The organism is Staphylococcus sp. CWZ226 (assembly GCF_018986355.1).
Lineage (GTDB): Bacteria > Bacillota > Bacilli > Staphylococcales > Staphylococcaceae > Staphylococcus > Staphylococcus simulans.
Genome location: NZ_JAHMSB010000005.1, coordinates 51,586 through 77,125, shown reverse-complemented (window position 1 = coordinate 77,125; position 25,540 = coordinate 51,586). Strand labels below are relative to the sequence as shown.

At 35.3% G+C, this 25,540-nt stretch carries 27 protein-coding genes; 10 read left to right on the top strand and 17 right to left on the bottom strand.

Annotated features, from left to right (window positions below):
• Positions 1–53 precede the first annotated feature (53 nt).
• From KRR19_RS05700 to rpsN, 4 genes are all read right to left on the bottom strand, one after another.
• Positions 54–1,034, bottom strand: coding sequence for a LacI family DNA-binding transcriptional regulator (locus KRR19_RS05700; protein ID WP_216733535.1), 981 nt, complete (start codon positions 1,032–1,034; stop codon positions 54–56).
• Positions 1,035–1,230: 196 nt separating this feature from the next.
• Positions 1,231–2,166, bottom strand: a complete 936-nt coding sequence (locus tag KRR19_RS05695; RefSeq protein WP_105978061.1) for a CAP domain-containing protein — start codon at positions 2,164–2,166, stop codon at positions 1,231–1,233.
• Positions 2,167–2,266: 100 nt separating this feature from the next.
• Positions 2,267–3,244 (bottom strand): GMP reductase, encoded by a 978-nt coding sequence (gene guaC / locus KRR19_RS05690; protein WP_002480843.1) that lies wholly within the window; start codon positions 3,242–3,244, stop codon positions 2,267–2,269.
• A 179-nt stretch (positions 3,245–3,423) separates the two neighbouring features.
• Complete coding sequence (gene rpsN / locus KRR19_RS05685; RefSeq protein WP_002480842.1) at positions 3,424–3,693, bottom strand: 30S ribosomal protein S14; 270 nt, start codon at positions 3,691–3,693, stop codon at positions 3,424–3,426.
• 256 nt (positions 3,694–3,949) lie between these two features.
• On the opposite strand from rpsN, the gene rpmG reads away from it, so the two are divergent.
• From rpmG to KRR19_RS05670, 3 genes are all read left to right on the top strand, one after another.
• Positions 3,950–4,099: a 50S ribosomal protein L33 gene (gene rpmG / locus KRR19_RS05680; RefSeq protein ID WP_001265708.1), complete on the top strand. Its 150-nt coding sequence runs from the start codon at positions 3,950–3,952 to the stop codon at positions 4,097–4,099.
• A 284-nt stretch (positions 4,100–4,383) separates the two neighbouring features.
• Positions 4,384–5,841 (top strand): amino acid permease, encoded by a 1,458-nt coding sequence (locus KRR19_RS05675; protein WP_002480841.1) that lies wholly within the window; start codon positions 4,384–4,386, stop codon positions 5,839–5,841.
• 129 nt (positions 5,842–5,970) lie between these two features.
• Positions 5,971–6,285, top strand: a complete 315-nt coding sequence (locus KRR19_RS05670) for a hypothetical protein (protein ID WP_002480840.1) — start codon at positions 5,971–5,973, stop codon at positions 6,283–6,285.
• A gap of 59 nt (positions 6,286–6,344) precedes the next feature.
• Here KRR19_RS05670 and KRR19_RS05665 read toward each other — a convergent pair whose 3' ends face one another.
• Genes KRR19_RS05665 through KRR19_RS05650 form a run of 4 tightly spaced genes read right to left on the bottom strand, consistent with a single transcriptional unit; the run spans position 6,345 to position 10,472 of the window.
• A complete protein-coding gene (locus KRR19_RS05665; protein ID WP_002480839.1) occupies positions 6,345–7,148 on the bottom strand; it encodes a Cof-type HAD-IIB family hydrolase in 804 nt (267 codons plus the stop codon).
• A 56-nt stretch (positions 7,149–7,204) separates the two neighbouring features.
• Positions 7,205–8,119, bottom strand: a complete 915-nt coding sequence (gene thrB / locus KRR19_RS05660; protein ID WP_002480838.1) for a homoserine kinase — start codon at positions 8,117–8,119, stop codon at positions 7,205–7,207.
• Positions 8,119–9,186, bottom strand: coding sequence for a threonine synthase (gene thrC, locus KRR19_RS05655; RefSeq protein WP_105978063.1), 1,068 nt, complete (start codon positions 9,184–9,186; stop codon positions 8,119–8,121). The genes thrB and thrC overlap by 1 nt, the downstream gene beginning before the upstream one ends.
• Positions 9,187–9,191: 5 nt before the next feature.
• Positions 9,192–10,472, bottom strand: coding sequence for a homoserine dehydrogenase (locus KRR19_RS05650; RefSeq protein ID WP_002480836.1), 1,281 nt, complete (start codon positions 10,470–10,472; stop codon positions 9,192–9,194).
• A 192-nt stretch (positions 10,473–10,664) separates the two neighbouring features.
• Here KRR19_RS05650 and KRR19_RS05645 point away from each other — a divergent pair, with 192 nt between their 5' ends.
• Positions 10,665–12,041 (top strand): aspartate kinase, encoded by a 1,377-nt coding sequence (locus tag KRR19_RS05645; RefSeq protein WP_105978064.1) that lies wholly within the window; start codon positions 10,665–10,667, stop codon positions 12,039–12,041.
• Between the two features lie 82 nt (positions 12,042–12,123).
• On the opposite strand, the gene KRR19_RS05640 is transcribed toward KRR19_RS05645, so the two are convergent.
• Both KRR19_RS05640 and KRR19_RS05635 read right to left on the bottom strand, forming a co-directional pair.
• Positions 12,124–12,708 (bottom strand): hypothetical protein, encoded by a 585-nt coding sequence (locus KRR19_RS05640; protein WP_002480834.1) that lies wholly within the window; start codon positions 12,706–12,708, stop codon positions 12,124–12,126.
• Between the two features lie 95 nt (positions 12,709–12,803).
• Positions 12,804–13,268 carry a sugar phosphate isomerase family gene (locus tag KRR19_RS05635; protein ID WP_105978065.1) on the bottom strand — a complete coding sequence of 155 codons (465 nt, stop codon included), beginning with the start codon at positions 13,266–13,268 and terminating at the stop codon, positions 12,804–12,806.
• Between the two features lie 192 nt (positions 13,269–13,460).
• Here KRR19_RS05635 and KRR19_RS05630 point away from each other — a divergent pair, with 192 nt between their 5' ends.
• Together KRR19_RS05630 and KRR19_RS05625 are read left to right on the top strand one after the other, a co-directional pair.
• The gene (locus KRR19_RS05630; protein ID WP_002480832.1) at positions 13,461–13,835 is read left to right on the top strand and encodes a transcriptional regulator, SarA/Rot family; all 375 of its coding nucleotides are present in this window, start codon (positions 13,461–13,463) and stop codon (positions 13,833–13,835) included.
• A 250-nt stretch (positions 13,836–14,085) separates the two neighbouring features.
• Positions 14,086–14,946 carry a hypothetical protein gene (locus tag KRR19_RS05625; protein ID WP_156666656.1) on the top strand — a complete coding sequence of 287 codons (861 nt, stop codon included), beginning with the start codon at positions 14,086–14,088 and terminating at the stop codon, positions 14,944–14,946.
• A 41-nt stretch (positions 14,947–14,987) separates the two neighbouring features.
• On the opposite strand, the gene nucI is transcribed toward KRR19_RS05625, so the two are convergent.
• Positions 14,988–15,521 carry a thermonuclease NucI gene (nucI, locus tag KRR19_RS05620; protein WP_105978067.1) on the bottom strand — a complete coding sequence of 178 codons (534 nt, stop codon included), beginning with the start codon at positions 15,519–15,521 and terminating at the stop codon, positions 14,988–14,990.
• Positions 15,522–15,649: 128 nt separating this feature from the next.
• Here nucI and KRR19_RS05615 point away from each other — a divergent pair, with 128 nt between their 5' ends.
• Positions 15,650–15,844, top strand: a complete 195-nt coding sequence (locus KRR19_RS05615; protein ID WP_023015265.1) for a hypothetical protein — start codon at positions 15,650–15,652, stop codon at positions 15,842–15,844.
• A 54-nt stretch (positions 15,845–15,898) separates the two neighbouring features.
• On the opposite strand, the gene cls is transcribed toward KRR19_RS05615, so the two are convergent.
• On the bottom strand, positions 15,899–17,377 hold the full coding sequence (gene cls, locus KRR19_RS05610; RefSeq protein WP_156666655.1) for a cardiolipin synthase: 1,479 nt from the start codon (positions 17,375–17,377) through the stop codon (positions 15,899–15,901).
• Positions 17,378–17,838: 461 nt separating this feature from the next.
• On the opposite strand from cls, the gene KRR19_RS05605 reads away from it, so the two are divergent.
• Together KRR19_RS05605 and glnA are read left to right on the top strand one after the other, a co-directional pair.
• The gene (locus tag KRR19_RS05605; RefSeq protein WP_002480827.1) at positions 17,839–18,204 is read left to right on the top strand and encodes a MerR family transcriptional regulator; all 366 of its coding nucleotides are present in this window, start codon (positions 17,839–17,841) and stop codon (positions 18,202–18,204) included.
• Between the two features lie 20 nt (positions 18,205–18,224).
• On the top strand, positions 18,225–19,565 hold the full coding sequence (gene glnA, locus KRR19_RS05600; protein WP_002480826.1) for a type I glutamate--ammonia ligase: 1,341 nt from the start codon (positions 18,225–18,227) through the stop codon (positions 19,563–19,565).
• A gap of 402 nt (positions 19,566–19,967) precedes the next feature.
• On the opposite strand, the gene KRR19_RS05595 is transcribed toward glnA, so the two are convergent.
• Positions 19,968–21,206, bottom strand: a complete 1,239-nt coding sequence (locus tag KRR19_RS05595; protein WP_103364085.1) for a methionine gamma-lyase family protein — start codon at positions 21,204–21,206, stop codon at positions 19,968–19,970.
• Between the two features lie 5 nt (positions 21,207–21,211).
• Complete coding sequence (hflX, locus tag KRR19_RS05590) at positions 21,212–22,468, bottom strand: GTPase HflX (RefSeq protein WP_216733534.1); 1,257 nt, start codon at positions 22,466–22,468, stop codon at positions 21,212–21,214.
• Positions 22,469–22,612: 144 nt separating this feature from the next.
• Between hflX and KRR19_RS05585 the strand changes: the two genes are divergently transcribed.
• The gene (locus tag KRR19_RS05585; RefSeq protein ID WP_002480822.1) at positions 22,613–23,086 is read left to right on the top strand and encodes a glutathione peroxidase; all 474 of its coding nucleotides are present in this window, start codon (positions 22,613–22,615) and stop codon (positions 23,084–23,086) included.
• A 281-nt stretch (positions 23,087–23,367) separates the two neighbouring features.
• On the opposite strand, the gene hfq is transcribed toward KRR19_RS05585, so the two are convergent.
• Genes hfq through KRR19_RS05570 form a run of 3 tightly spaced genes read right to left on the bottom strand, consistent with a single transcriptional unit; the run spans position 23,368 to position 25,476 of the window.
• Entirely contained in the window at positions 23,368–23,580 is a 213-nt protein-coding gene (hfq, locus tag KRR19_RS05580) for an RNA chaperone Hfq (protein ID WP_244968292.1), read from the bottom strand.
• Positions 23,577–24,539, bottom strand: coding sequence for a tRNA (adenosine(37)-N6)-dimethylallyltransferase MiaA (gene miaA / locus KRR19_RS05575; protein ID WP_057509845.1), 963 nt, complete (start codon positions 24,537–24,539; stop codon positions 23,577–23,579). The genes hfq and miaA overlap by 4 nt, the downstream gene beginning before the upstream one ends.
• Before the next feature lies 1 nt (position 24,540).
• A complete protein-coding gene (locus KRR19_RS05570; protein WP_216733532.1) occupies positions 24,541–25,476 on the bottom strand; it encodes an alpha/beta fold hydrolase in 936 nt (311 codons plus the stop codon).
• Positions 25,477–25,540 lie beyond the last annotated feature (64 nt).

Genomic DNA, 25,540 nt, shown 5'->3' with positions numbered 1-25,540 from the left:
TATTTGGAACCGGTTCCAAAATACTGTAAAAGTAAAACGCTTTCACAAACATTTTACTCATTGCTTTCAGATAAGTCAATACTGTTATTTTTAATAAACTCAAAATCCATCACTTCTATTTGTTTAATCGCTTCACCATTGATAATACGTATTAAATTTTGGGCAGCTTTCTCACCTGTTTGTTTATAGGGAAAGCTGATTGTCGCAAGAGATGGTGTGACAATAGAGGTTGTATCATAGCCTCCGAATCCCGCTATTGATAGTTGATTTGGAACTTGAATATGTTGATGATGGGCAGCTTTCAAGGTTCCTAACGCAATATTATCTGTCCCGCAAATTAATGCATCGTATTGAGACACTAACGGTTTTGCAGCGACTACAGCTTGTTGTAAATCAAAAGTTGTGTAATAAACATCAGGCGTTTGATTATATCGTTTTAAACCTGACAATATACCTTTTTTTCTTTCAACACCTACTGCTTTATCATATTCATCGACACTTAAATATGCGATACGTTTAAAGTTTTGTTGTCCAAATAATTCTCCAATAGTGCGCCCCGCTTCAAAATCATTTTGTATTACAGAAGGTACATGTTCATCTGACTGCCCGACTAATATAACAGGAGCCTTTATTTCTTGTATCGCTTCAATGTGTTGCTTTGTGATTTGTGTGGCGATTAATAAAATACCATCTACTTTATTTTTATTTAGTGTATATAATGCTTCTATTTCTTGTTCAATACTTTGACTCGTATTAACAATCAGGGTTTGGTACTTAATTTCACGTAAGTAAGTATCTGCACCTTCAAGAATCTGATTTGCCGCATAGGAATCAAGTCTAGGAATAATCGCACCAATCATGAATGTACGTTTGGCTTTTAAGGATTGTGCAAATTGATTAGGTGAATAGCCTGTTTCCTTCACGATTTTATCTATTTTATCCTTAGTTTTCTGGCTGACTGATCCACCATTTAAGTATCTTGATACAGTGCTTTTTGATACGTTTGCCATTGATGCGATATCTGAAATATTCATAGTCACCCTCCTTCCTTTATGATTTCAAGTCATTTAATATGTATTATAAAATATTATCCTTTTTTCTGCTTGTGCTTATTATAATCAAGAAATCATTCATTAATCAATAATTTCTGAATAAATTAATCTTTTCTTTATAAAACAAAAGGCAAAATCTCTGCTGAATACAGAAATTTTGCCTTTATTTTAAAGCTGATTAACTTGTGTAATTTTCAGTCCAGAAAGGCTGTCGTTCATCATTGAAATCAACACCGACACCTAAGTTTTTAAAGCTTGGTTGTAAAATATTTTTTCGATGTCCTTCTGAATTCATCAGACCTTCATGTGCGAAAATACTATTTTGATGGCCGTACGCTAAGTTTTCACCCGCGCTATTATAATCAATGCCATCCTTTTTCATACGATCAAATGGAGATTCTCCTTTTGGATTAGTATGATCAAAGTAATGGTTGTCAGCCATATCTTTACTGTGTTTTCGTGCAGTATTAGAGATTGCATCACTATATTTCAATACAGATAAGCCTTTTTGAACACGCTCTGCATTGACTATATCAAAGTTTTGCATCTCAAAACTCTGAGCAAGTGAAGACGATGGCGCACCGTAAGGTTTAGTTAAACGATGTTCCATTTCCTTACTAATCTGCATGACACCTGTTACTTGATTATTTTCATGCTTGTCATAAAAGACGGTCGTATAAATACCATCTTTATCAAAGACATCATATTCATCGCTCGTAATTTGGTATCTATAATTACCTTTCGTCATTTCATCAATCGGTTGGCCTAGTCTATCTCTTACAGCTGATTTCGGCGAACCATACTTGATTTTAGATTTAGAAGAGATAACATTTTGATTGCTATAGATACCATTCACTTTATTATTCATATAACTGACCATTACGAATGAATGGTAATCCTTATGGTATGTGTACCATTTTAAACCATATTCATTTGCGCTGACACGCTCAGGTTTACCTAAAGCCTGTTCGACTTCTTCTTTTGTCATATTCATTTGAATGTTATTTAAAGCAAAATCTTGCTTATCCGGCACTTTAAGTGCTGTTTCATTGGCACTTTCTTGTGTAGTGATTGCTTGTATTTTGGCTTTTGCTTGATTTTGAATGTCAATCATCCATGGTGTCTCTTTAACAGGAATGATTAAAGCAGCAAGTAACAGGATGACTACAAATGAAAATGTGCGTCTGATCGTCTACACCTCCAGAAGGTAAAGCTTAGTCTCTATCACCATTGAAGATAGAGTTTCTTACGATGACATAATCTACTTTTCTTAATTCAAGCAAGTCTTTACCGCCTGCATAAGAAATAGAGCTTTGTAAGTCCTGTTGCATTTCATTCAATGTGTCTGCTAATGAACCTTTGTGTTCTACAAACATTTTCTTACCTTCAACGTTTTTGCGCTCACCTTTTTGGAATTCAGAAGCACTGCCGAAGTATTCTTTGTATAATTTACCATCAAGTTCTACTGTTTCACCTGGTGATTCTTCATGTGCCGCAAATAATGAGCCAATCATAACCATTGAAGCACCGAAACGAATTGATTTCGCGATGTCACCGTGAGTTCTGATACCGCCATCAGCAATGATTGGTTTACGCGCTGCTTTACTGCAGTGGTTTACTGCAGCTAATTGCCAACCGCCTGTACCGAATCCTGTTTTGATTTTTGTAATACATACACGGCCTGGTCCGATACCGACTTTTGTCGCATCTGCACCAGCGTTTTCTAATTCTCTTACACCTTCAGGCGTACCTACGTTGCCTGCGATCACAAATGAATCTGGTAAATATTCTTTCAAGTGGCGAATCATGTTAATGACTTGTTCTGAGTGACCATGAGCAATATCAATTGTGACATATTCAGGTTTTAAACCTTGTTCTGCAATTTCTTTAACGAAATCATATTCATTATCTTTAACACCTACAGAAATAGATGCGAATAATCCTTTATCTTGCATTTTTTTGATGAATGGAATACGCGCTGCTTCATCAAAACGATGCATAATATAGAAGTAATCATTTTCTGCGAACCACTCTGCAAGTTTTTCATTCATAACCGTCTGCATATTTGCAGGAACAACCGGCATCTTAAAACGACGCGGTCCGAATTGGATTGATGTATCACATTCTGAGCGGCTTTTCACTATACATTTATTAGGAATCATTTGGATATCTTCATAATCAAAAATTTTCATATCTATCTAACACCTTACCCTTTATTTTCTCTAACTCAAAAAGTCCAATATACATCATACTACCTCATTACGACTTTTACCATAAAAAAGCGTGTATTCTCTCTAAAAATACACAAAAAAAGAACACATTTCATTCAAGAAATGTGTTTCATGATAAATTGATTGCTAAAAACTAGAAATTACCAGCTTGCTTTTCTTACGCCTGGAATTTGACCTTTATGTGCATGTTCTCTGAATGCAATACGTGACATTTCGAATTTTCTCATTACGCCACGAGGTCTTCCAGTTACTTTACATCTACGAGTTAAACGTGTTGGTGATGAATCTCTAGGTAATTTTCTTAATGCTTCATAGTCACCTTTAGCTTTTAACTCTTGACGTTTTGCGTAATATTTAGCAACGAGTTCTTCTCGTTTTTGTTCTTTAACAACTTTTGATTTTTTTGCCATTAAAGTTCCTACCTTTCTTAATAGTAAATGTTCATAATCGTAATTATTACGATTTATATCATAACACAATTTCCATCTTTATCAATACTTTTTGCTCATTTTTTAAGCAAAGTTATTTACTAATCGTATATTTTTCTATACAATAGAATACATTGAGCTTATGCTGCTTATTTTATCCATCTTGCACGATATGCATGATTGTGGTAAATTTAAGTGCGTAAGTATTGCTAATAACTTAATAGAAAGGGTGTCTACATTGCGCGTAAACGTAACATTAGCTTGCACAGAATGCGGCGATCGTAATTATATTACTACTAAAAACAAACGTAACAATCCTGAACGTATCGAAATGAAAAAATACTGCCCAAGATTGAACAAATATACATTACACCGCGAAACTAAATAATGTATTGAAACTACGATAGTGAACTTACCTATTCAAATCGGTAACGTTCACTTTTTTTATTGTTGGGTCTAAATATACACCTCTCCTTCTATTTTGTCTAATACGCTCTTACTATATCAACTAAGAATTTATGTCAATTTAACGGACACAATGAACAAAATTCTGTCATTTTTCTGAATTTTTTAAAATATTTGATTTAATGCATCAAAGGTCATTGATTAGTCGTATAAAAACAATTAGAATAGAGTACATATATTTTAATTTAAAGATTAGAGGTAACGCATATGGATGAAAACAAAATGAATAGAGGACTCAGTTCTCGCCATATATCAATGATTGCTATCGGGGGTGCAATCGGTACAGGTCTCTTTATCGCAATGGGCGGCGTCATTTCTCAAGCTGGTCCTGGCGGTGCGATTGCAGCGTATCTGATTATTGGTGTCATGTTATATTTCTTAATGTCATCAGTCGGAGAACTTGCAACCTTTTATCCTGTATCAGGTTCTTTCAGTTCTTATTCAACACGATTCGTTGACCCCTCACTTGGTTTTACAGTCGGTTGGTTATACTGGGCAATGTGGTCACTTGTGACAAGCGTTGATGTTATTATCGCATCAAATGTCTTGTACTATTGGGACACATTTAAGTTCTTCTCTCCACTTACATGGAGTTTAATATTTATCACGTTCTTACTATTATTGAATATCTTTACGGTAAGAGCCTTCGGTGAAGCGGAATTCTGGTTAGCAGCTATTAAAGTTGTGACGATTATCGTTTTCATCGTTATAGGTGTTTTAACTATCTTTGGTATTCTTGGCGGTCATACGTATGGTTTTAAAAACTTCACTGTCGGTGAAGCACCATTTGTTGGCGGTATCTCTGGTTTCTTAAGCGTTCTGCTTATCGCTGGATTCTCTGTCGGTGGTACGGAAATTGTAGCGGTCACAGCTGGTGAATCAGATGATCCTAAAAAATCAATGCCAAGTGCTATTAAATCAGTATTCTGGAGAATTTTATTATTCTATGTTCTTTCAATCGCAGTCATTTCAGCGATTTTACCTTACAATGAACCGTTATTACTTAATAAAAGTGAATCTGTAACACAAAGTCCATTTACGATTGTGTTCGATAGAGTTGGTATCGCCTTTGCAGCTTCTGTCATCAATGCGGTTATTTTAACATCACTATTATCAGCTGCTAACTCAGGTATCTATTCAACAAGTCGTATGTTGTTCTCACTTAGTACAGATCGACAAGCGCCGAAATTCTTAAGTTATTTGCATGGTAAAACAAAGTTACCGATTCCAGCCATCTTAACGAACTTCGTAATTGTTGTGGCGGTCATTATTTTAGCGAACTTCCATGCGAATGCGATTTTCACATTACTTGGTATTATAGGGCAACTTGTTATCTTCGTATGGGCAGCCGCAATCTTCTCGCAAATCAGATTGCGTAAAGGATTAAAAGCACAAGGTATAGATATTAATGAACGTTTACCTTATAAAACACCGTTATATCCGCTAGGACCGATTCTTGTTTTAGCTATACTCGTGTTCTTGTTATTCGGTGGTTCATTTGAAAATATGATTCACTTGAATGTCGGCGGATTAATTAAAGACTTCGTACCGATTGTAGTGCTCTTTATTATTTTCATTGTTCATAAAATCATTAAGAAAACAAAACCTGTTAAATTGAAAGAAATGGATGTAAGAAGTTTCGAAGAATTTAATAAAGTGAAATAATTATTCACACTGACAGATTGGCTTTGGCCAATCTGTTTTTTTGTTTCTTCTTATAACTTTTAAGATTTTAACGTTTATGGATATGTAGTATAATAGGAGTAATAAGACGAGAAATCGAGGTGTTACAACATGGTAGGACAAACAAATTTATTTGACGATGTTTTGAAGGAAGATGAACGTTTTGTGATTGTCGTTCAGTCTCTTGAAGAAAAAAATGGCAGACTTATCAAAAGAACTTTAAGAGAATATCCAAGTCTAGAACATGATCAAATGGTACCTCTATTTGAACACTTAAAAGATGTTTACCTAAGTGAACCGTTTGAAACTGGACAATCATCATTTATTATCACAGTCTATACAAACTTAGACTACTCTGCTGATAATATCTATGCTCTTGTAAAACGAAACCATGGCATGCATGAATGGACACATACAGCTAAATAAGATGTATCGCATACAAAAGGAGACTCTCTTGAACAGAAAGTCTCCTTTTGTATTTAAATCTATAAAATTTTCTTTAAGGCATAGACAATACCGTCTGAGTTATGATCTAACGTCACAAAATCAGCGATTTCTTTTAACGCATCACGTGCATTGCCCATTGCGACAGCATACCCTGCTTCTTCCATCATAGAATAATCATTCATACTATCACCAAATGCGATAGTCTCACTGATATCGATGCCTACTTTTTCGCATAACGCATGTAATGCATTACCTTTAGACACACCATGCGGTACAAATTCTAAGAAGAAGGGTTTACTTGTCGTCACATCGATTTGGTCGTTAAACACACCGCCAAATGCTTGAGAGAGTTCTTGAATATGTGATTCGTAGTCTACGCCCAGCACTTTCGCAACAGGATTTTGAATGAATGCTTTCAAATCATCTGTGCGATGCATAGGTAACCCTGTTAACTCAGACTCAATATTCATATACTCATGTTCACCTTCATAGATAATATGACCGTCTTGATACGTCAACACAAAGATATTATTATCGCGACAATAATCTACAATACGGTCAAAGTCTTTTTTAGAAATACTTTGTTCGGCTTCAAGCTCTCCATCTCTAACACGTGTTGTACGACTGCCGTTAAAACTGATGACATAACTATCATGCTCATGAAGATGCAAGTCTTTTGCGATCGGCAACATACCTTCTGTTGGACGTCCTGAAGCTAAGACAACATGATATCCTTTATCTTGTAATTCAATTAAATATTTTGCAGTATCTGGACTGACTTGATTCTCTGAATTCAACAAAGTATCATCCATATCCATTACTATCATTTTATAGCTGCTCATTTGATGTGCAGTGCTCCTTTCAAGCGTATTCCATCAAATTATATCGCATTTCTTCATTAATCATAAACTTTTTCAACGATAATTCCGCTTTTATTAACTGAAATTAATTCAGATTCACAATCTGGCAACTCTTTGTTCAATCTTCTGACTAATTTACCGCTTTTAGAAGGATCAATTAATGTTAAAATCGTCGGACCTGCCCCACTGATAACTGTCGCATAAGCATGATATTCACGACCTAACGCTTTAACGCGTTGAAATTCTGGGATTAAATCTTGACGATACGGTTCATGGAACCCATCCATTTCCATCAACATACCTGCTAATTGATAATCATGCTGCATCAATGCACTTAACATCGTGTTACTGATGGCACTGTATTGAACCGCTTGTTCATGTTCAAAGCTTTTCGGCAAAACTTGTCTAGAGTCATGTGTCTTCAACTCGTAGCTTGGAATAGTGATCACGAGGTTCACGTATGGAGGTTCTATTGAAGAAATGTATGTTTCTTTTGTTTCATGATTATAAAATCCAGCAATCATCCCACCATAAATCACAGGGGCAACATTATCTGGATGTCCTTCTATTTCTGTTGCGGCTTCGACCATTTCAAATTCTGATAATTGTAAGTGACCGAAGAAATCTGCTAAATAAATACCTGCAACTAAAGCAGAAGCCGAGGACCCAAGTCCTCTGGCTAAAGGAATTTCACTCCGCATAGTGACATCTAATGGCGGTACTGACATATCATATTTCTGTTCAAGAAACTGTACAACTTGATAAATCAGATGGTGTTCATCTGTCGGTAAGCCATGCAAGTTGTCACCTTTATGATGGAAGTGCCATCGATCATCTGCACTCACTTCTGCTTCAACATATAGGAACTTATTTAATGCGAGTCCGATTGAATCAAAGCCTACGCCAAGATTGGCAGTAGAAGCGGGAACTTTAAGTTTTAAACTTTCTCCCATTAATGTATAGCTCCTTTGATATATTTAATAATACTTGCTTTATCATTTGGTAAAGATTTAATCGGATTGTCTAATAATGAGATGGCAGTATCAGGGTCTTTTAAGCCATTACCAGTTAACACTGCAGTAACTGTAATATCTTTTGGTAATTTACCAGCTCTATGCAGTTTAATTAATCCAGCAATTGAAGCGTTACTTGCAGGTTCTGCAAACACACCTTCTTTAGAAGCAAGTAATTGATAAGCTTCTAAGATTTCTTCATCTGTCACACTATCAATCAAGCCGTTAGATTCATCCAAAGCTTTCACTGCTTTATCCCAACTTGCTGGGTTACCGATACGAATCGCAGTTGCGACTGTTTCAGGATTTTTAATGACTTTGTTCTGTACGATTGGTGATGCACCTTCCGCTTGGAATCCAAATAATTTCGGTAAGCCTGTTTGATGTTTATCATTAAACTCTTTGAAGCCTTTCCAATACGCAGTGATGTTACCTGCGTTACCGACTGGGATAGCTAATACATCTGGTGCTTTGCCGCCTAATTGATCGACTACTTCAAATGCACCTGTTTTTTGACCTTCGATACGGTATGGGTTAATTGAGTTAACAAGTTCAATTTCGCCTTCTTCTTTCGCAACTTCTTTAACAATTTCTAACGCTTCATCAAAGTTGCCTTCAATCGATACAATTTCTGCTCCGTACATGACAGCTTGTGATAATTTACCTAAAGCGATTTTACCTTCAGGAATAACTACGATTGCTTTCAAGCCTGAACGTGCCGCATATGCAGCTGCAGAAGCCGAAGTATTACCTGTTGATGCACAAATCACAACTTTTTTACCTTCTTCTTTTGCTTTAGTGACTGCCATGACCATACCACGGTCTTTAAATGAACCTGTTGGATTGGCACCTTCAAATTTTACAAACAAGTTAATACCTAACATGTCTGATAATGTATCACAATGAATCAACGGCGTTTGGCCTTCATTTAAAGTTACATTCGGTGTGTTGTCGCTAACTGGGAGATATGCTTTGTATTCTTGTACTAAACCTTGCCATCTTTTCATTTTAATTAAACCCCTTCTACTGGATAAACTTTTTCCACTGGATATTTACCTTGTGCTAAAATTTCATCAGCTGGAACATTGATACTTTTTACAATGACAGCTGCTGTGTTGTCATCTCGTTCAATGACATTGAGTGATTTGTGAAGCGGTAATTGTGCTTTAACCTCTTCTTCCACTCGTTTAACCGGTGCACCATTTGTTTGTAAAACAACATAGTAACTACCTTTTTCTTTTAATTTTGTCGGTTCATCTGCGTCGATCATTTCTTTTGCATGACCTGTTTTCAATTCGAAATGCGGCGGTAAAGTATGCAAGTTAGATTCGAATTGTAGTGAGACGTTTAGTAAGTCGCTGACTACTGCACTACCTGTAGCTAAGCTACCTGCACCTTTACCATAGAACATCGTTTCTCCAACAGAGTCGCCGATAACATAAATCGCATTATATTCATCTTCAACTGATGCTAATTGATGTCTTTCATCGATTAAGGTTGGTGCAACAGATGTTTCAATAACACCATTATCAAATGTACCTTTACCGATTAATTTAATTTTATAACCAAGCGCTGTTGCAGCTTTGATATCCTCTACTGTTACTTCAGAAATACCTGTTACTTTAACTTCGTCTAAACTGATAACTCGGTTGAATGATAAGTATGTAACGATGACTACTTTACGTGCCGCATCGATACCTTCAACATCATCGGTTGGATCTGCTTCAGCAAAACCTAAACGTTGTGCCTCATCCAAAGCTTCTTTAAAGCTTGCGCCCTCTTTTGTCATCTTAGATAAAATGAAGTTGGATGTACCGTTTAAAATACCCATGAATTTACTGATGTTGTTCGCATTTAAACCATTGTTGATTGCGTTGACGATTGGAATACCGCCTGCCACACTGGCTTCGAATTTTAAAGCAACGCCATTTTCTTCTGCTAAATCTTCTAATGTGCGTAAATGAACCGCTAATAAATCTTTGTTAGCAGTAATCACATGTTTGCCCTGTTTTAATGATTTTTTCAACCACTCAACAGTAGGTTCGATACCGCCCATCACTTCAATCACAATGTCGACTTCATCATCATTTAAGATTTCATCCACATCTTCAGTCAGATGGTATTTACTGATATTTAAGGGACGTTTTTTCTTTTTATCTCTAACAAGAATATGTTTGATGTGAAGATCTTTGTGAATCGTATCTTTAATCTGTTGATGATTCTCTTCAATAATTTTAACTACTCCTGAGCCCACTGTTCCCAGACCGAGCAAAGCGATGTTTAACTTCTTCATAATTACATTCCTCCGTTTGTTCGTTCTAAAAAAACACCTGTACTATTGAAAAATACTTGATTATGGTTTAGTATAAATTCATTCATCAAAATTGTAAAGTTCAAAAAATTTGGAATATGTTGAAATTTTAGCATTTTTCACCCAAAAAACAAAGCAGTATATTATTAAGATTGATAGAAAGGTTGATTAAATATGAAAGTAGCTAAATTTGGCGGTAGTTCCGTCGCTTCAGCAAGCCAAATTCAGAAAGTGTTAAACATCATCAATAGCGATGACGAAAGAAAAATAATCGTTGTGTCTGCTCCTGGTAAAAGACATTCTGAAGATATTAAGACAACAGATTTGTTGCTTAGGCTTTATGAAAAAAGTGTAGCAAAATTAGATTATCAAAATAAAAAGGAAGAAATTATCGAACGTTATGCAGATATCATCCGTGATTTAAACATGGACGAAAATATTTTAACAGAATTCGATGATATTCTTGAACAGCGTATCAAAGCCAACCAAAGCAATCCGCCTCGTTTAAAAGATGCATTACTTTCTTGTGGTGAAGACTTTAACGCTCGCTTAATCGCGCAATATAATAACGCTCAAGGTGTTCCAACTACATATGTGTCTCCTTTAGACGCAGGTATTACCGTAACCAACACGCCTCAATTTGCTCAAATCTTAGAAGAATCTTATGATAAAATTTACAATCTAAGAAAAATTGAAGGAAAAATTATCGTTCCAGGTTTCTTCGGTTACTCGAAACAAGGTAATGTTGTCACTTTCCCTCGCGGCGGTTCTGATATCACTGGTGCAATCTTGGCACGCGGTGTACGCGCAACGTTGTATGAAAACTTTACAGATGTTTCAGGTATCTATCGTGCAAATCCGAACTTAATCAAAAACGCTGAAATTATGGAAGAAGTAACATATAGCGAAATGCGTGAACTTTCATATGCAGGCTTTAGTGTTTTCCACGACGAAGCCCTTCAACCTGTACAAAAAGAACGTATTCCAGTCGTAATTAAAAATACAAATCGTCCTGAAGATCCAGGTACTTTCATCAGATACGACCGTGAAATTAAACCAGACCACTTGATTACAGGTATTAGCTGTGACAAAGGCTTTACAGTCATTAACGTACGTAAATACTTAATGAACAGACAAGTTGGTTTCACACGTAAAATCTTATCAGTACTTGAAGATTACAATATCTCATTTGACCATATGCCTTCTGGTATTGATAACGTCAGTATCATCATGCGAACACATCAAATTCGTGGTAAAGAAACAAAAGTGTTAAATGAAATTCGTAAACAATGTGATGTTGATGAATTAGGTATTGATAACGACTTAGCTGTGATGATGGTTGTTGGTTTAGGTATGAACCAAATGGTCGGTACTGCCAATATGATCACATCTGCACTCGCTAAAGCGAATATCAACCTGAAAATGATCAACCAAGGTGCGTCTGAAATTTCAATGATGTTCGGTATCAGCGTTAAGGATGCTGACGATGCCGTACGTGCAGTTTATGATGGAAGTTGTGCCCATGTGAAAGAAAATTTACAATTAAAATAATCTGAATTTAAACAATATTTAGTTAAAATTTAAAGATATAAAAATACAAGAGTGTTGCGACTAAGCAACGCTCTTGTTCTTTTTACGATGCGTATAATGCATCATGTAGACGTTCTTCACCTACGACCACGCGTAACATAACGAATTGATAATAACTCAATGCATCAATCACAGCTTTGTTGTTAAAACTACTGCGATGTACTGAAGGTTGCAGCAACTCATACATCAGAACGATTTCTGGTTTAATATAATCAACGCCCCAAGGTAAAGAATGGAAATAAATATGTTTTTCAGGCAATCGAATGTTGTGGTTGAATCTAAACATCCACTCTTTGTTATGTACATCATAAATATAAATAGTCATAATTCTTTGCCCATGTATTTCTACTTCTAAATGTGTTAGTTGAGAGAATTTCGTATCTCTTAATTTTTCACTGACATTCCCTTCTGAATCTATGTATCGAATACGATAATTATCCGGGATATTCTTTAAAACTTTAGTAAGGTTCTTACGTTTTACGCAAATATCTACTGTATCGTTAATAATAAATTCATTTTTCAAGAATAAAAGTTTTGCAGTCTCTCCGAAAAATTTGATTTCATCATTGGTATTCTCTATTAATCTATCAACCAAGAAATTTAAATCTTCATTATTAGACTTTTGCATTCTGACACCTCCTACTAGTAAGCGCTTACAATAATGGTTGTATTTTCTCTCTATTCATATTCATTTTAGCGTGTGTTTCACTACTTGTCTATCATTTAATTTACATATCCGATATGAATATAACGCTGATTTGATTCTATAAAATCAGGATAATTAACGACATAACTGTGTCGCGCTTGTTGGATCAACGTTTTTTGCAATGCCCCTATTTGTGAATGCACTTGATATAAACTACCTTGTTCATCTATGTAACTCGCTGCGCAGAAATAGACATCTATTTGAAGAGTTTTAAATGATTCCACCATTGTATCACCAGTAATAATATGTAAGCTTGAATCCACTTTACCTGGCGCAAAAATAATATTTGAAAAAGTATTTTGACACACATATTTCATAATATCTGTGGAAAATGTGACAACAGAAACATGTCTCTCCTGTTCAGCTAAACAGTCTAACACATAATAAGAGATAGGATGATTATCTAATGCGATAACTGCATTAGGAGGAATATTATTATAAAAGTCTGATAAATCTGTTTTATTCTTTATAATAGAGAACAATTTTTAAACTCCTTTTGTTATACCAAGTAACCCTATTGGATTTATAAACTTTATTTTCATTCGTTAATTGAATTTTTAAAAATAGATACAATAATTTAAGTTAAAACTAAAGAATATCTCTTTTCAAAGTATAACTTTTTTATTATAATAATGTAGACGCAAGATATTATAAATACAACACGAGGTGAAATCATGTATTCTGAAAAAACACAGTCTACAGAATCGATTTTTTACTATGAATTGCATCGAAAAGAATTAATTAAAGCTTTGAAGCAGGAATATAACTTACGTTTCAACGATTTATTATTTTTAAAACACATTTTAGATCGTCAAAAGAAACTTATCCCTCTTCTTGAAGTGAAACACGGTATGAATTTCAGTTTAATGGAAATTCATAAATCGTTCAGCACATTAACGGAAATGAAAATCATCGGCAAGCAACGCTGCATCGATGATGAACGAAAAGTTTTCATTACTATTACAAGCGCACAAACGAAAAAAGCATTGAAACTGCTTGAGGAATTTGACGCTTTACAAAAATCTATCTTACAAGATACAAAAGCGTAATAGTTTTTAAGATATTTCATTGATTCCCAAGCTGAGTTGAAACCAAACACTTAAAATTGAATTTAACGATTAAAGTTCCAGACACATTTCCTACATATTCGTCTGGAACTTTTTTAGTATTATCATAATATGTCATAAATGTTACATTAATATTTTGTTAAGACTTTATTATTGATTTTTACCACTAAGAGTTAGATTATTAGGGTATGTTTAAATTTAACTACTTTTTATTGAGTAAGGAATGATAGGTATGTATTTAATATTACTTCTAGTTGCTGTCATCGTGATTTTGGCCATTGCGCTTGTTGTATCACGCAGCTTAATGCAGCACCGACTAGATACAGAGATTTATTCAAAAAATCAACTTGTAAGCAAGGTCAACACCTTACGTACAGAAGTCGCATCATTGAAAAATCAAATCATTAATGATGGTACACAACAACATCATTATGGTGTACGCAAAGCTAAACAATCTATCGAGAAAGTTATGCAAAGCTTAAAAGAAAATGGAGAAGTTAAGTTTTACCATATTGTTTCAACAGGCAATGTTGCTGTTAAACATCCACTCTTCGATTTCTTGCGTACTTTTGATTATGTAGTCATCACAGATAAAGGGTTGTTAAATATCGACGTGAAGAACTGGAAAGAAAAAACATTTTATCATTTCAGTGCTGAACCTGAAAAACCTATTGATACAAATGTAGAAGATATTGATCAAATTATCGGGCATTACATCGCAGATCAATATCAAAGTCAATTCCAGTCAACAAGAGAAGATATTTATACGTTCACTGAAAAAGTCAAAAGCAACAGTGTCACTTTTGATTTCTATGACTATGACCCGTACCTTACAGCTTCTGTGAACTCTAAAGAACTAAAAGATGCTTACGAAAAGAACTTCAATCAAAAAATTTCAAGTGTCGGTTTAGTATACTTTAGTGACGGTTCTGTAAATATCATTGATGGTCCGACTGAACGTCAAAAATATGTTGAGACCGCAACTTCTAAGCATGACTTAAAAGATGCGATTCGCAATATATTTATGCAGTCAAAATATGAAATCACTGAACAAGATTGCGAAAAGATTCTGGGCTACATCAATCAACCTTAATTAAAATAACGGACAAGCACATTCAGCTTGTCCGTTATTTTTTAACTCCAAATATTTAAATGTTTTTGTTTCGCTTCTCGTTCAGCATCTTTAAGCACATCTCGGTACTTGCCATTCGGCGCAAAGTACTTTTCACGTGCAAGTCCTTGTTTAACTAATTCTTCGTTAAACATATGGTTCTCATCTAACCAAACATAAGCTAAATAGCGGCCATATTGATCTTTCGGCTCTTTATCAAATTCTAAATAAACCTTTTGGTTATTTAAATGCTTCTTGGTATAGTTTGAAGCCTCTTTCCCGTATGGTTGTACAGGTGTATTAGGTTTAACTGTTTCTGGTGTATCCATACCAATCATTCTGACTTTAATTTCATGATTATCTTTATCTGTTGCGATAAAGGTGTCACCATCAATAACACGTTTGACAGTAACCGCTTCTTTATCCCCCATCGATGTCGACGCTTGTTCTCCACCGCTTTGTTTAAAGGGACCTGAATGATTAAAGTATTGGAAACCTAAAACAATTACAGCAATCACTGCAATTACAATGATTGACGACATAGACTTACGTTTCAAAAATTTTCACCTGCTTTGATTAAAGTTATCACCGACTCATCATACCTATTTTTTCATAGGTGCGTCAATTCTCTGATGCACAAAAATTTGGTATGATAGAAACAAGGAATTTGATGAGGAGGCGCGCTATGCAAGCCATTAAAGAAAATATTGTAACGATTGTTGCCGTTGCAGTCGCAATTATCGTCGGCTTGATTTTGCAATATGTATATGAGTTTCCATTACTAGTCACAGCAATTATTGGCATCTTAATGGGAATGCTCGTCGGTTTTATTTTATTTATCATCCAGCAGAATCGAGATAAACACAATAAAAGAAAATAACACAGTATAAATAAACTCGGAAATGAGACAGCTCACTTCCGAGTTTTTCTTATCTTATAAAATTGGTGTAATCAGTTTTGAGAAGCCCTCTTTCATTTTAATCCAGAATGAACGATTCGCATAACGTGCTTTCGTTAATTCTGTTGAAAGTGTGATATCATGTTCAAACGCTTTACGTAACTCTGTAGCGATTTCTTTGTTATACATAAAAGCGTTGACTTCAAAGTTTAATTCAAAGCTTCTGAAGTCCATGTTGGCTGAACCGACACTAGCGACTTCATCATCAATTACCATCGTTTTAGAATGGATAAACCCATTATTATACGTATAGATTTTGACACCTGAGTCTAATAGCTCTGCCGCATGATAATATGTTGCCCAGTATACAAACGGATGGTCAGGCATATCAGGAATCATCAAGTGAATGTCTACTCCTGAATTTGCGGCCATCTTCAACGCATTGATATAAGAATTATCTGGAATGAAGTAAGGACTCTGCATATAAATCGATTTTTTAGCTGAGTTAATCATTTTTGTATAGCCGAATTCAATTTCATGCCAGTTATCATCAGGGCCGCTTGAACAAATCTGAACAGAAGCTTCCCCTACATCTTCTTTCACTGGGAAGTATTTAGGTTTATATGGCAACGTTTGACGTTTAGATTGAGAATTCCAATCCAACATAAAGCGTAATTCTAACGCATCCACTGCAGAACCTTTAATTCTGACATGTGTATCTCTCCAATAACCGAATTTTTTACTTAAGCCTAAGTATTCATCTCCAACGTTGAAACCACCGATATAACCGATTTGACCGTCAATTACAACAATCTTTCTATGGTTACGGTTATTAATTCTGAAGTTGATTAACGGCAGTTTGCTTGCGAAGAAAGCTTCAACTTGCCCACCAAGCTTTCTAAAACGCTTGAATTGGCGCAAGGTTAACTTTTTCGAGCCAATATCATCATATAATAATAAGACCTCTACACCCGCTTCTAAACGCTCTTCTAAAGCATCAATAATGCGATGGCCTAAACCATCTAATTCAAATACATAATACTCTAAGTGGATAAAAGACTCCGCTTTTTTAATATCTTCAATCATTTGATCGTATAATTTATGGCCATCGACAAACACATCGATATCATTACCTTCTGTTAAGAAAGCAGGTTGTCTCGTTAACAGCATATTTACTAAGTCATGATGTCTTTGAACTATTTCATTATCACTTTGTATCTGATCTTGTTGAACTTGGTAACGTTGTTCATTGATAATATCATCAAATTGTTCTATATCTTTTCTGTAATCTTTGTATAACTTTTTCTTTGATACGCCTCTTCCAAATAAAATGTATAAGAAGAAACCTAACACTGGTGCGATAAATAAAATAAACAACCAAGCCCATGTGGCACTTGTCGACCTATTTTTCAAGAAGATGATATTAAAGGCAACAATCAAATTCAAGATTGTGAATAAGATAAATATGCCTAGCAATATATCACCTAGTAATCCTGGTACGTAAAAGGCTATCATTGTCTCAACTCCATTCTTGCGATTCATTTTAAACTCTTACATTGATTTAATGGTAAGTTAAAACGTCTATCATTTAATATAAATAAGATAAAACTATTTTAACATTTATAATCGCTTAAGACATCATATAAACAACTGAAATATCAGTACTTGAGTACGTCTAATTTCACATTTCATTTAGTCAGATGTTTATGTCTAACGCAACTTAGGTATAATTTTACATAGAGAAAGTCATAGTAGATTCTTTCTTATTTAAGTAAAAACACAGTAAATCGGAACGAAAATGTGAAATATTTTTGAATGGTTCGTGTTTTAATTTGTTAGAATTATCAGAAAAGACATGTTGAACCCTTGATATATAAGGCTTTTTATACTGATGTCAGAAAACCTTACATATTTTTGTAATTTCGGTTTATTTGTGATAAGTTAATAACAAGTTCAAAAATAGAGGTGATGGAGAAATGTCAAATGATGCACTTCGCAGAAACATGGCCGTCTTCTCTATGAGTGTCGTAAATCAATTGACTGAGCTAACACCAAGACAGGTACGGTATTACGAAGCACATGGACTCGTTAAACCAGAGAGAACACCCGGTAACAAAAGATTATTTTCGATGAATGATTTAGATCGCCTGTTAGAAATCAAACACCTATTAGAAAAAGGGTTTAACCTAAAAGCAATCAAACAAATCATTTATCAAGATGATCAACATTTGTCTACTGATGAAAAAGCCATCAGAAAACACGTTATCGTTGAAGCAACACAGAAACCGCAACAGGAAGCTATCCCGATAAATCGAGGCGACCTATCTCGTTTTATCAAATAATTCACTGGAGGATTTAAAACATGGCAAAACGTACATTTACAAAAGATGACATCCGCAGATTTGCTACTGAGGAAAACGTAAGATATTTACGCTTGCAATTCACTGACATTTTAGGAACAATCAAAAATGTTGAAGTACCTGTAAGTCAATTAGAAAAAGTATTAGATAATGAAATGATGTTCGACGGATCTTCAATCGAAGGTTTCGTTCGTATTGAAGAATCAGATATGTATTTACACCCTGACTTAGACACTTGGGTTATCTTCCCTTGGACAGCAAGTCAAGGTAAAGTTGCACGTTTAATTTGTGACGTATACGGTACAGATGGTAAACCATTCGCTGGTGACCCACGTACTAACTTGAAACGTGTCTTAAACGAAATGGAAGAATTAGGCTTCACTGATTTCAACTTAGGGCCTGAACCAGAATTCTTCTTATTCAAATTAGATGAATATGGCGAACCAACATTAGAATTAAATGACCATGGCGGTTACTTCGACTTAGCTCCTACTGACTTAGGTGAAAACTGCCGTCGTGATATCGTATTAGAATTAGAAGACATGGGCTTTGACATTGAAGCCAGCCACCACGAAGTTGCGCCTGGCCAACATGAAATCGACTTCAAATACGCAGATGCCATCACTGCATGTGATAACATCCAAACTTTCAAACTTGTTGTTAAAACAATTGCTCGTAAACATAACTTACATGCGACATTTATGCCAAAACCATTATTTGGTGTAAACGGAAGCGGTATGCACTTCAACGTTTCTTTATTCAAAGGTAAAGAAAATGCATTCTTCGATCCAAATGGTCGTGACCAAATGACTGAAGAAGCTTACCAATTCATCGCAGGTATCTTGAAAAACGCACGTGGATTCACTGCTGTATGTAACCCATTAGTAAACTCATACAAACGTTTAGTTCCAGGTTACGAAGCACCATGTTATATCGCTTGGAGTGGTAAAAACCGTTCTCCATTAGTACGTGTCCCAACTTCACGTGGTTTATCTACACGTGTAGAAGTTCGTTCAGTTGACCCAGCAGCTAACCCATACATGGCTTTAGCAGCAATCTTAGAAGCTGGTTTAGACGGTATCAAAAACAAACTTAAAGTTACTGAACCTGTAAACCAAAATATCTATGAAATGAACCGTGACGAACGTGAAGCAATCGGTATCGAAGATCTTCCTTCAACACTTTACACAGCATTAAAAGCAATGCGTGAAAACAAAATTGTTAAAGATGCTTTAGGTTCACACATTTATAATCAATTCATCAACTCTAAATCAATTGAGTGGGATTACTATAGAACACAAGTATCTGAGTGGGAACGCGAACAATACATGAAATTGTATTAATCACTACGCACACAGGTGCTAAACAATAGGGATAAAAAAAGAGGCCGACTGGCCTCTTTTTTGTTGCTATCTTAATCTTTTATTGCGTTTTATCTTACCAAGTTTATACAAAATGAAAGAAACTGCTACCATATATATTCCTAACACCGAATAGAAAAATACAGGTCCTAAAGATTTACTTGCTTCAAAACACAACAACATCATTAATGATAAGACAAATAATAAGGTACGATAAGTCAGAACCATAACGTTCTCCTCCACTTCGTTGATTCATGTACCTTCTTTTTCTCTCACATGTTCATTTTTATTATATCTTTTATTTATTAAATTTCATATACTTCATAGTATTTTTTCTGTGTTTTCATTAAAAAACCGACGCAAAATTGCGTCGGTTGCTTTATTTTAGATAAGACCTTCTTCATTCATTTGTTGAACAGCTCTTGTGACTGCCAACTTAACATGTTCATACGTTAAGCCGCCTTGAACATAAGCTTCATATGGCGGTCTGATTGGACCATCTGCTGAAAGTTCAATAGATGAACCTTGTACGAATGTTCCCGCTGCCATAATCACATCATCTTCATAACCCGGCATGTAACTTGGCTCTGGACTGAAGTGTGCGTTGATAGGTGAAGCGGCTTGAATACATTGGCAGAAGCGAATCATTTGTTCTGCTGTATCAAATTGAACAGTTTGGATTAAATCCGTTCTAGGTGTATCAAATGCCGGTACAGTATTCATGTTTAATTTCGTTAGAAATAAACTTGTAAATAATGCACCTTTCAAGCTTTGACTAACCACATGTGGCGCTAAGAAGAAGCCTTGATACATACTTGGCAGCTCAGTTAAAGAAGCTCCGGCTTCTTTTCCAATACCTGGTGCAGTCAAACGATAACCGCAACGTTCAATTAAATTTGTTTTACCAACAATGTAGCCGCCGATACGTGCTAAACCGCCACCTGGATTTTTAATGAGTGAACCTGCCATGATATCTGCACCTGCTTCAATTGGCTCTTCATCTTCTACAAACTCTCCATAGCAATTATCTACAAAGACAATCACATCAGGATGTTCTGCTTTGATATCAGCCACTGCACGTTTAATTTCATCCACCATAATCGATGGACGTTGATCATAACCTTTAGAGCGTTGTATTGCGATCACTTTTGTATCGTCATTTATCGCATTCAGTACTGCAGGAACATCAATTTGTCCAGCTTCTGTTAAAGCGACTTCGTTATATAATACGCCATTCTCTTTTAAACTGCCGATACCATTACCATTGACACCGATGACTTCTAACAGTGTGTCGTAAGGACTGCCGGTAATATATAATAATTCATCACCATGTTTTAGATTGGCTTGTAAAGCCACAGTAATCGCATGCGTACCAGAAATAATTTGCGGTCTGACTAACGCATCTTCAGCTTTAAACGTATGCGCATAGATTTCTTCTAAATGGTCACGACCGATGTCGTCATAACCATAACCTGTTGTCCCTTGCAAATCAGATTCTGTCGCTTTCACTGCGTGAAAGGCATCTAACACTTTCGCTTGATTACGATAAGCGCAAGCTTCAATTGTTTTAAAATAAGGTTGTAATTCTGTTTCTGTTTCTTGAATAATTTGTTCTAAATCCATGGTGCTTACTTCTCTCCATTTTCTTCTGCTTTTCTTCTATAACCTTCTACTTCATAACTTTCATTTTCTTCGTTAAATTCAAGTTTATGAATCAACGTATGACGTTTTAAGAAGTATAGACGATCTGCATCATCTGCAGGAACTGTCTCTTCATAAGGTTCCATTTGTTTTTCTACTTGGTCTATTAATAACTGTCTTACTTTTTCTTCATCCGCTTCATCACGTGCTGAAACGTATACATTCGGCAATTGAGATGCAGGGGTTGGTCCTTCGTTCAAGTCTTTCTTATTAAAGATGACTGCTTGTGGAATCTTATCCATATCTAAATCGCCAATGATACGGTTAACCGTATCATACTGCGTACGATATTCTTCATTACTTGCGTCAACGACGTGAAGTAGTAAATCCGCATCGCGCGCTTCTTCTAATGTGGATTTAAATGCGGCAATTAACGTAGTCGGTAACTTCTGAATAAAACCAACTGTATCAGAGATAATTAAATGATAACCATCGTTCACTTGGATTTGGCGTGTTTTCGGATCCAATGTAGCGAATAAAATATCTTTTTCATACGTAGATTCATCCGCTAAAATATTAAACCAAGTTGATTTACCAGCGTTCGTATAACCTACTAAAGCTACTTGGAACACATGATTTTGTCTACGTTTAGAACGATAGCGTTCACGATGTTCGACTACAGTTTGAAGTTGGTGTTTGATTTCATTCATACGGCGACGAATATGACGTCTGTCTGTTTCTAATTTTGTTTCACCAGGACCTCTTGTTCCGATACCGCCACCAAGTCTAGATAAACTTTTACCATGACCTTGCAGACGTGGCATTAAATAATCAAGTTGTGCTAATTCAACTTGCAGTTTACCTTCCTTACTGCTTGCGCGCATCGCGAAAATTTCTAATATTAATTGGGTTCTATCTATAATTTTAATACCTAAATTATCATTCAGACTTTTAGATTGTGCAGTTGTCAGTTCATCGTTAGCTACAACGACATCGACATCATACATTTCTACATAATCTTTAATTTCTTGTAATTTACCTTTACCAACATACGATTTATCTTCAATGCGGTCTTTTTGTTGTGTAATTTCACCTAAAACATCTAATCGGCATGTTTCAGCAAGTGCTTTTAATTCATCTATGGTTTCACGGAAATCGAATTGTTTTTCATCATATGCATCGACCCCGATTAATAATGCTTTTTCTACCGCTTCTTCTGTATCAAATATTCTCTCTTGAGGCAAAAATGTATCCTCCTTAAATTCATTTTACGGTCATTTTGAATGTTTATTCAATCTACTAGTAATCTATTCCATTTTATCATAGAGCATATCTAAAGACTATTCAGGCGAAATGTGTTAAGTTTGGGACATCGAGGTGAAGAAAACATGAGCATATATGATATTGAAGTTACAAAAACCGATGGCACAACCTATCAACTAGATCAATACAAAGGAAAGGTCATGTTAATCGTCAACACAGCGAGTCAATGTGGCTTTACGCCACAGTTTGAAGGCTTGCAAGAGCTTTACGAACAATACCAAGATCAAGGCTTTGTCGTATTAGGATTTCCTTGTAACCAATTTGGCAAGCAAGAACCTGGTAACGGTCAAGAAGCCATGCAAAATTGTAAAATTAATTATGGGGTAACTTTCCCAATGCACGAAAAAATTAAAGTGAACGGACCTGAACAACATCCACTTTATCAATACTTAACAGAACAACAAGATGGATTTTTCAATAGTAAAATCAAATGGAATTTCACTAAGTTCTTAATAGATAGAGATGGCAATGTAGTCAATCGTTTCTCACCACAAAAAAATCCAAGTCAAATCAAATCAGATATCGAAGAACTATTATAATGAACAATAAAGACCGTCTTATAACCATGTACTATATGATTATAAGACGGTCTTTTTATGTATTGAATGATTAAAAAAGCAACGACTATGCATTAAGTTGTATCACTTAATACCAGACGCTGCTCTTCGTGTTTTTTTACCTATACCAATTAATTAAATAAATAAATTTGTACTAAAACTCAGTTCAACATGATTCATCTATTGTGAGATTATATGCAATCTAACCGTTACATGATGTTTTTTCCTGATGATTGGGTTTTAGAATTAAACAAACGAACAAATTACTCAACCACTGATGGTTCTTGTGTGAATGTGCTGATCGCATGTTTGTAAATTAAATGATTTTTGCCTTGTGAGAATAAGTTCACAACGGTGTCATCGAATTCTACAATTGTTCCTTTCATTTGGAAACCGTTTAATAAGAAAACAGTTAACTCCTCTTTGCTGTCTTTAAAACCTTGTAGAAAATTCTCTTGGATGCTTTTATCATTCATGATTGCATTCTCTCCTTTTTTTTATTTATGTGGGCAGTAATGTCATCTAGAATCAATGGAAGTGGCTGTTGCTCTCTATCAAACCATTGCACATTCATTTTATTTTTGAACCAAGTCATTTGACGTTTTGCGTAATTTCTTGAGTGTTGTTTTAACTTGTCAACTGCTTGTTCAATCGAAATGTCTTGATCAATAGCAGGAATCAACTCTTTATATCCTATTGCTTGCATGCTCTGACAATTTGTAAAACCCTGTCTCAGCAGTTGCTCTACTTCATTAATTAAACCCGCTTTCATCATATGATCAACACGATTATTTATTCGTTGATACATAGTTTCACGCGACGTTTCTACCCCTATTAATAATGTATCATAATTTTCTGTATATTGTTGAACTTTTTTGCGATTACTTAATTTTTTTTTCGTTTTTAAGTAATATTCAACCGCTCTCAACACTCTTTTACGGTTATTCGGGTGAATATCCGCTGCAGACTCCGCATCAAAGCTTGCGAGATATTGATGTAACGCTTCATTAGACAAGCTTTCTAATTCCTCCAGCTTTTCACGTACAGCACGTGCTGTTTCTTCAGAAACTTCTTCTTTATCAAATGGATAGTTATAAATTAGTGATTGAATATAAAGACCCGTACCTCCAGCGATAATTGGAACTTTACCGCGCGCTGTGATGTCTTTAATTAATGCTTCAGCACGAACTTTGAAGTCATATGCTGAAAATGATTCATCTGGATTTAAAATATCAATAAGATAATGAGGGATATTTTGCATCTCTTCAGGCGTAGCTTTAGCTGTCCCAATGTCCATGCCTTTATAAACCTGCATTGAATCACCGCTGATAATTTCACCATCAACTTTTTTCGCAAGTTCAATGCTTAATTCAGTTTTCCCTACCGCTGTTGGTCCTACAATGACAACGAGTAAGGGCTTTATATTGTTGCTCATATTAATCCCCCTGCTTATATTTGTTAAGGATATTTTTCTTAATCCAGTCATACATGTTATTCCATGTTTGATGATAGTCTTCTTCAAACAGAATTTCATGTCGCTTATTACGATAAAGTTGTACCGTAATGTGTTTTACACCATTTTTCTTCATTGCCACACCCAGTCTGCGAATACCTTTGCCATAGTCTCCAAATGCATCATCTTTACCAGAAATTAATAAGACTGGTAAATCTGCATTCATCTTTTTGATTTCTTTTGGTGTGCTGGTTTTCATCATTTCATTCAGCGTTTCATAAATAATCTGATTTGAGACTAAGAATCCGCAATACTGATCAGAACAATATCTATCAACTTCCTCTCTTTGTGTTGATAACCAATCATTCTCAGTTTGCACGTTTTGAATTCCTCGATTGAATGGTCTGAAAGCTAGACGGTTGACCCATCTGAGTCTTCTGCGTTTGCCAAATACAATCGTGATTATTTTCATTAACAATGCTAAAATCTTCCCTTTTAATTTTGGGAACAATCCTGTACCTGTAAAAATCAAACCTTGCGACATATCAGGATACATTTCAACATATTTACGTGCAATAATCGATCCCATTGAATGGCCGAGCACAATATAAGGCAGTTCATCTCTTTCTGGATATAACGTTTGCGCAATTTCATAAGCATCCGCCGCAACATTTTCAATACTGTCATAATGCCCTCTTGTGCTTTCGTCTATATCCTTACCATGACCTCGATGATTGTGACGAATCACATCATAGCCTTGTTGGTTGAGCGATTCGACAAATGTATCATAACGTCCCATATGTTCAGCCATACCATGAAAAATATGTACAATACCAATTCGTGTTTTATTCGCTTTATCTAATTTAACTTCAATATTTGTACCATCTTCAACTGTTACCTTAAATGTGTTAGGACACATTGACTACACTCCCGTCTAACTTTTTATTATTCTAAGATGCCTTCACTAGATGTCTTACCCTTCT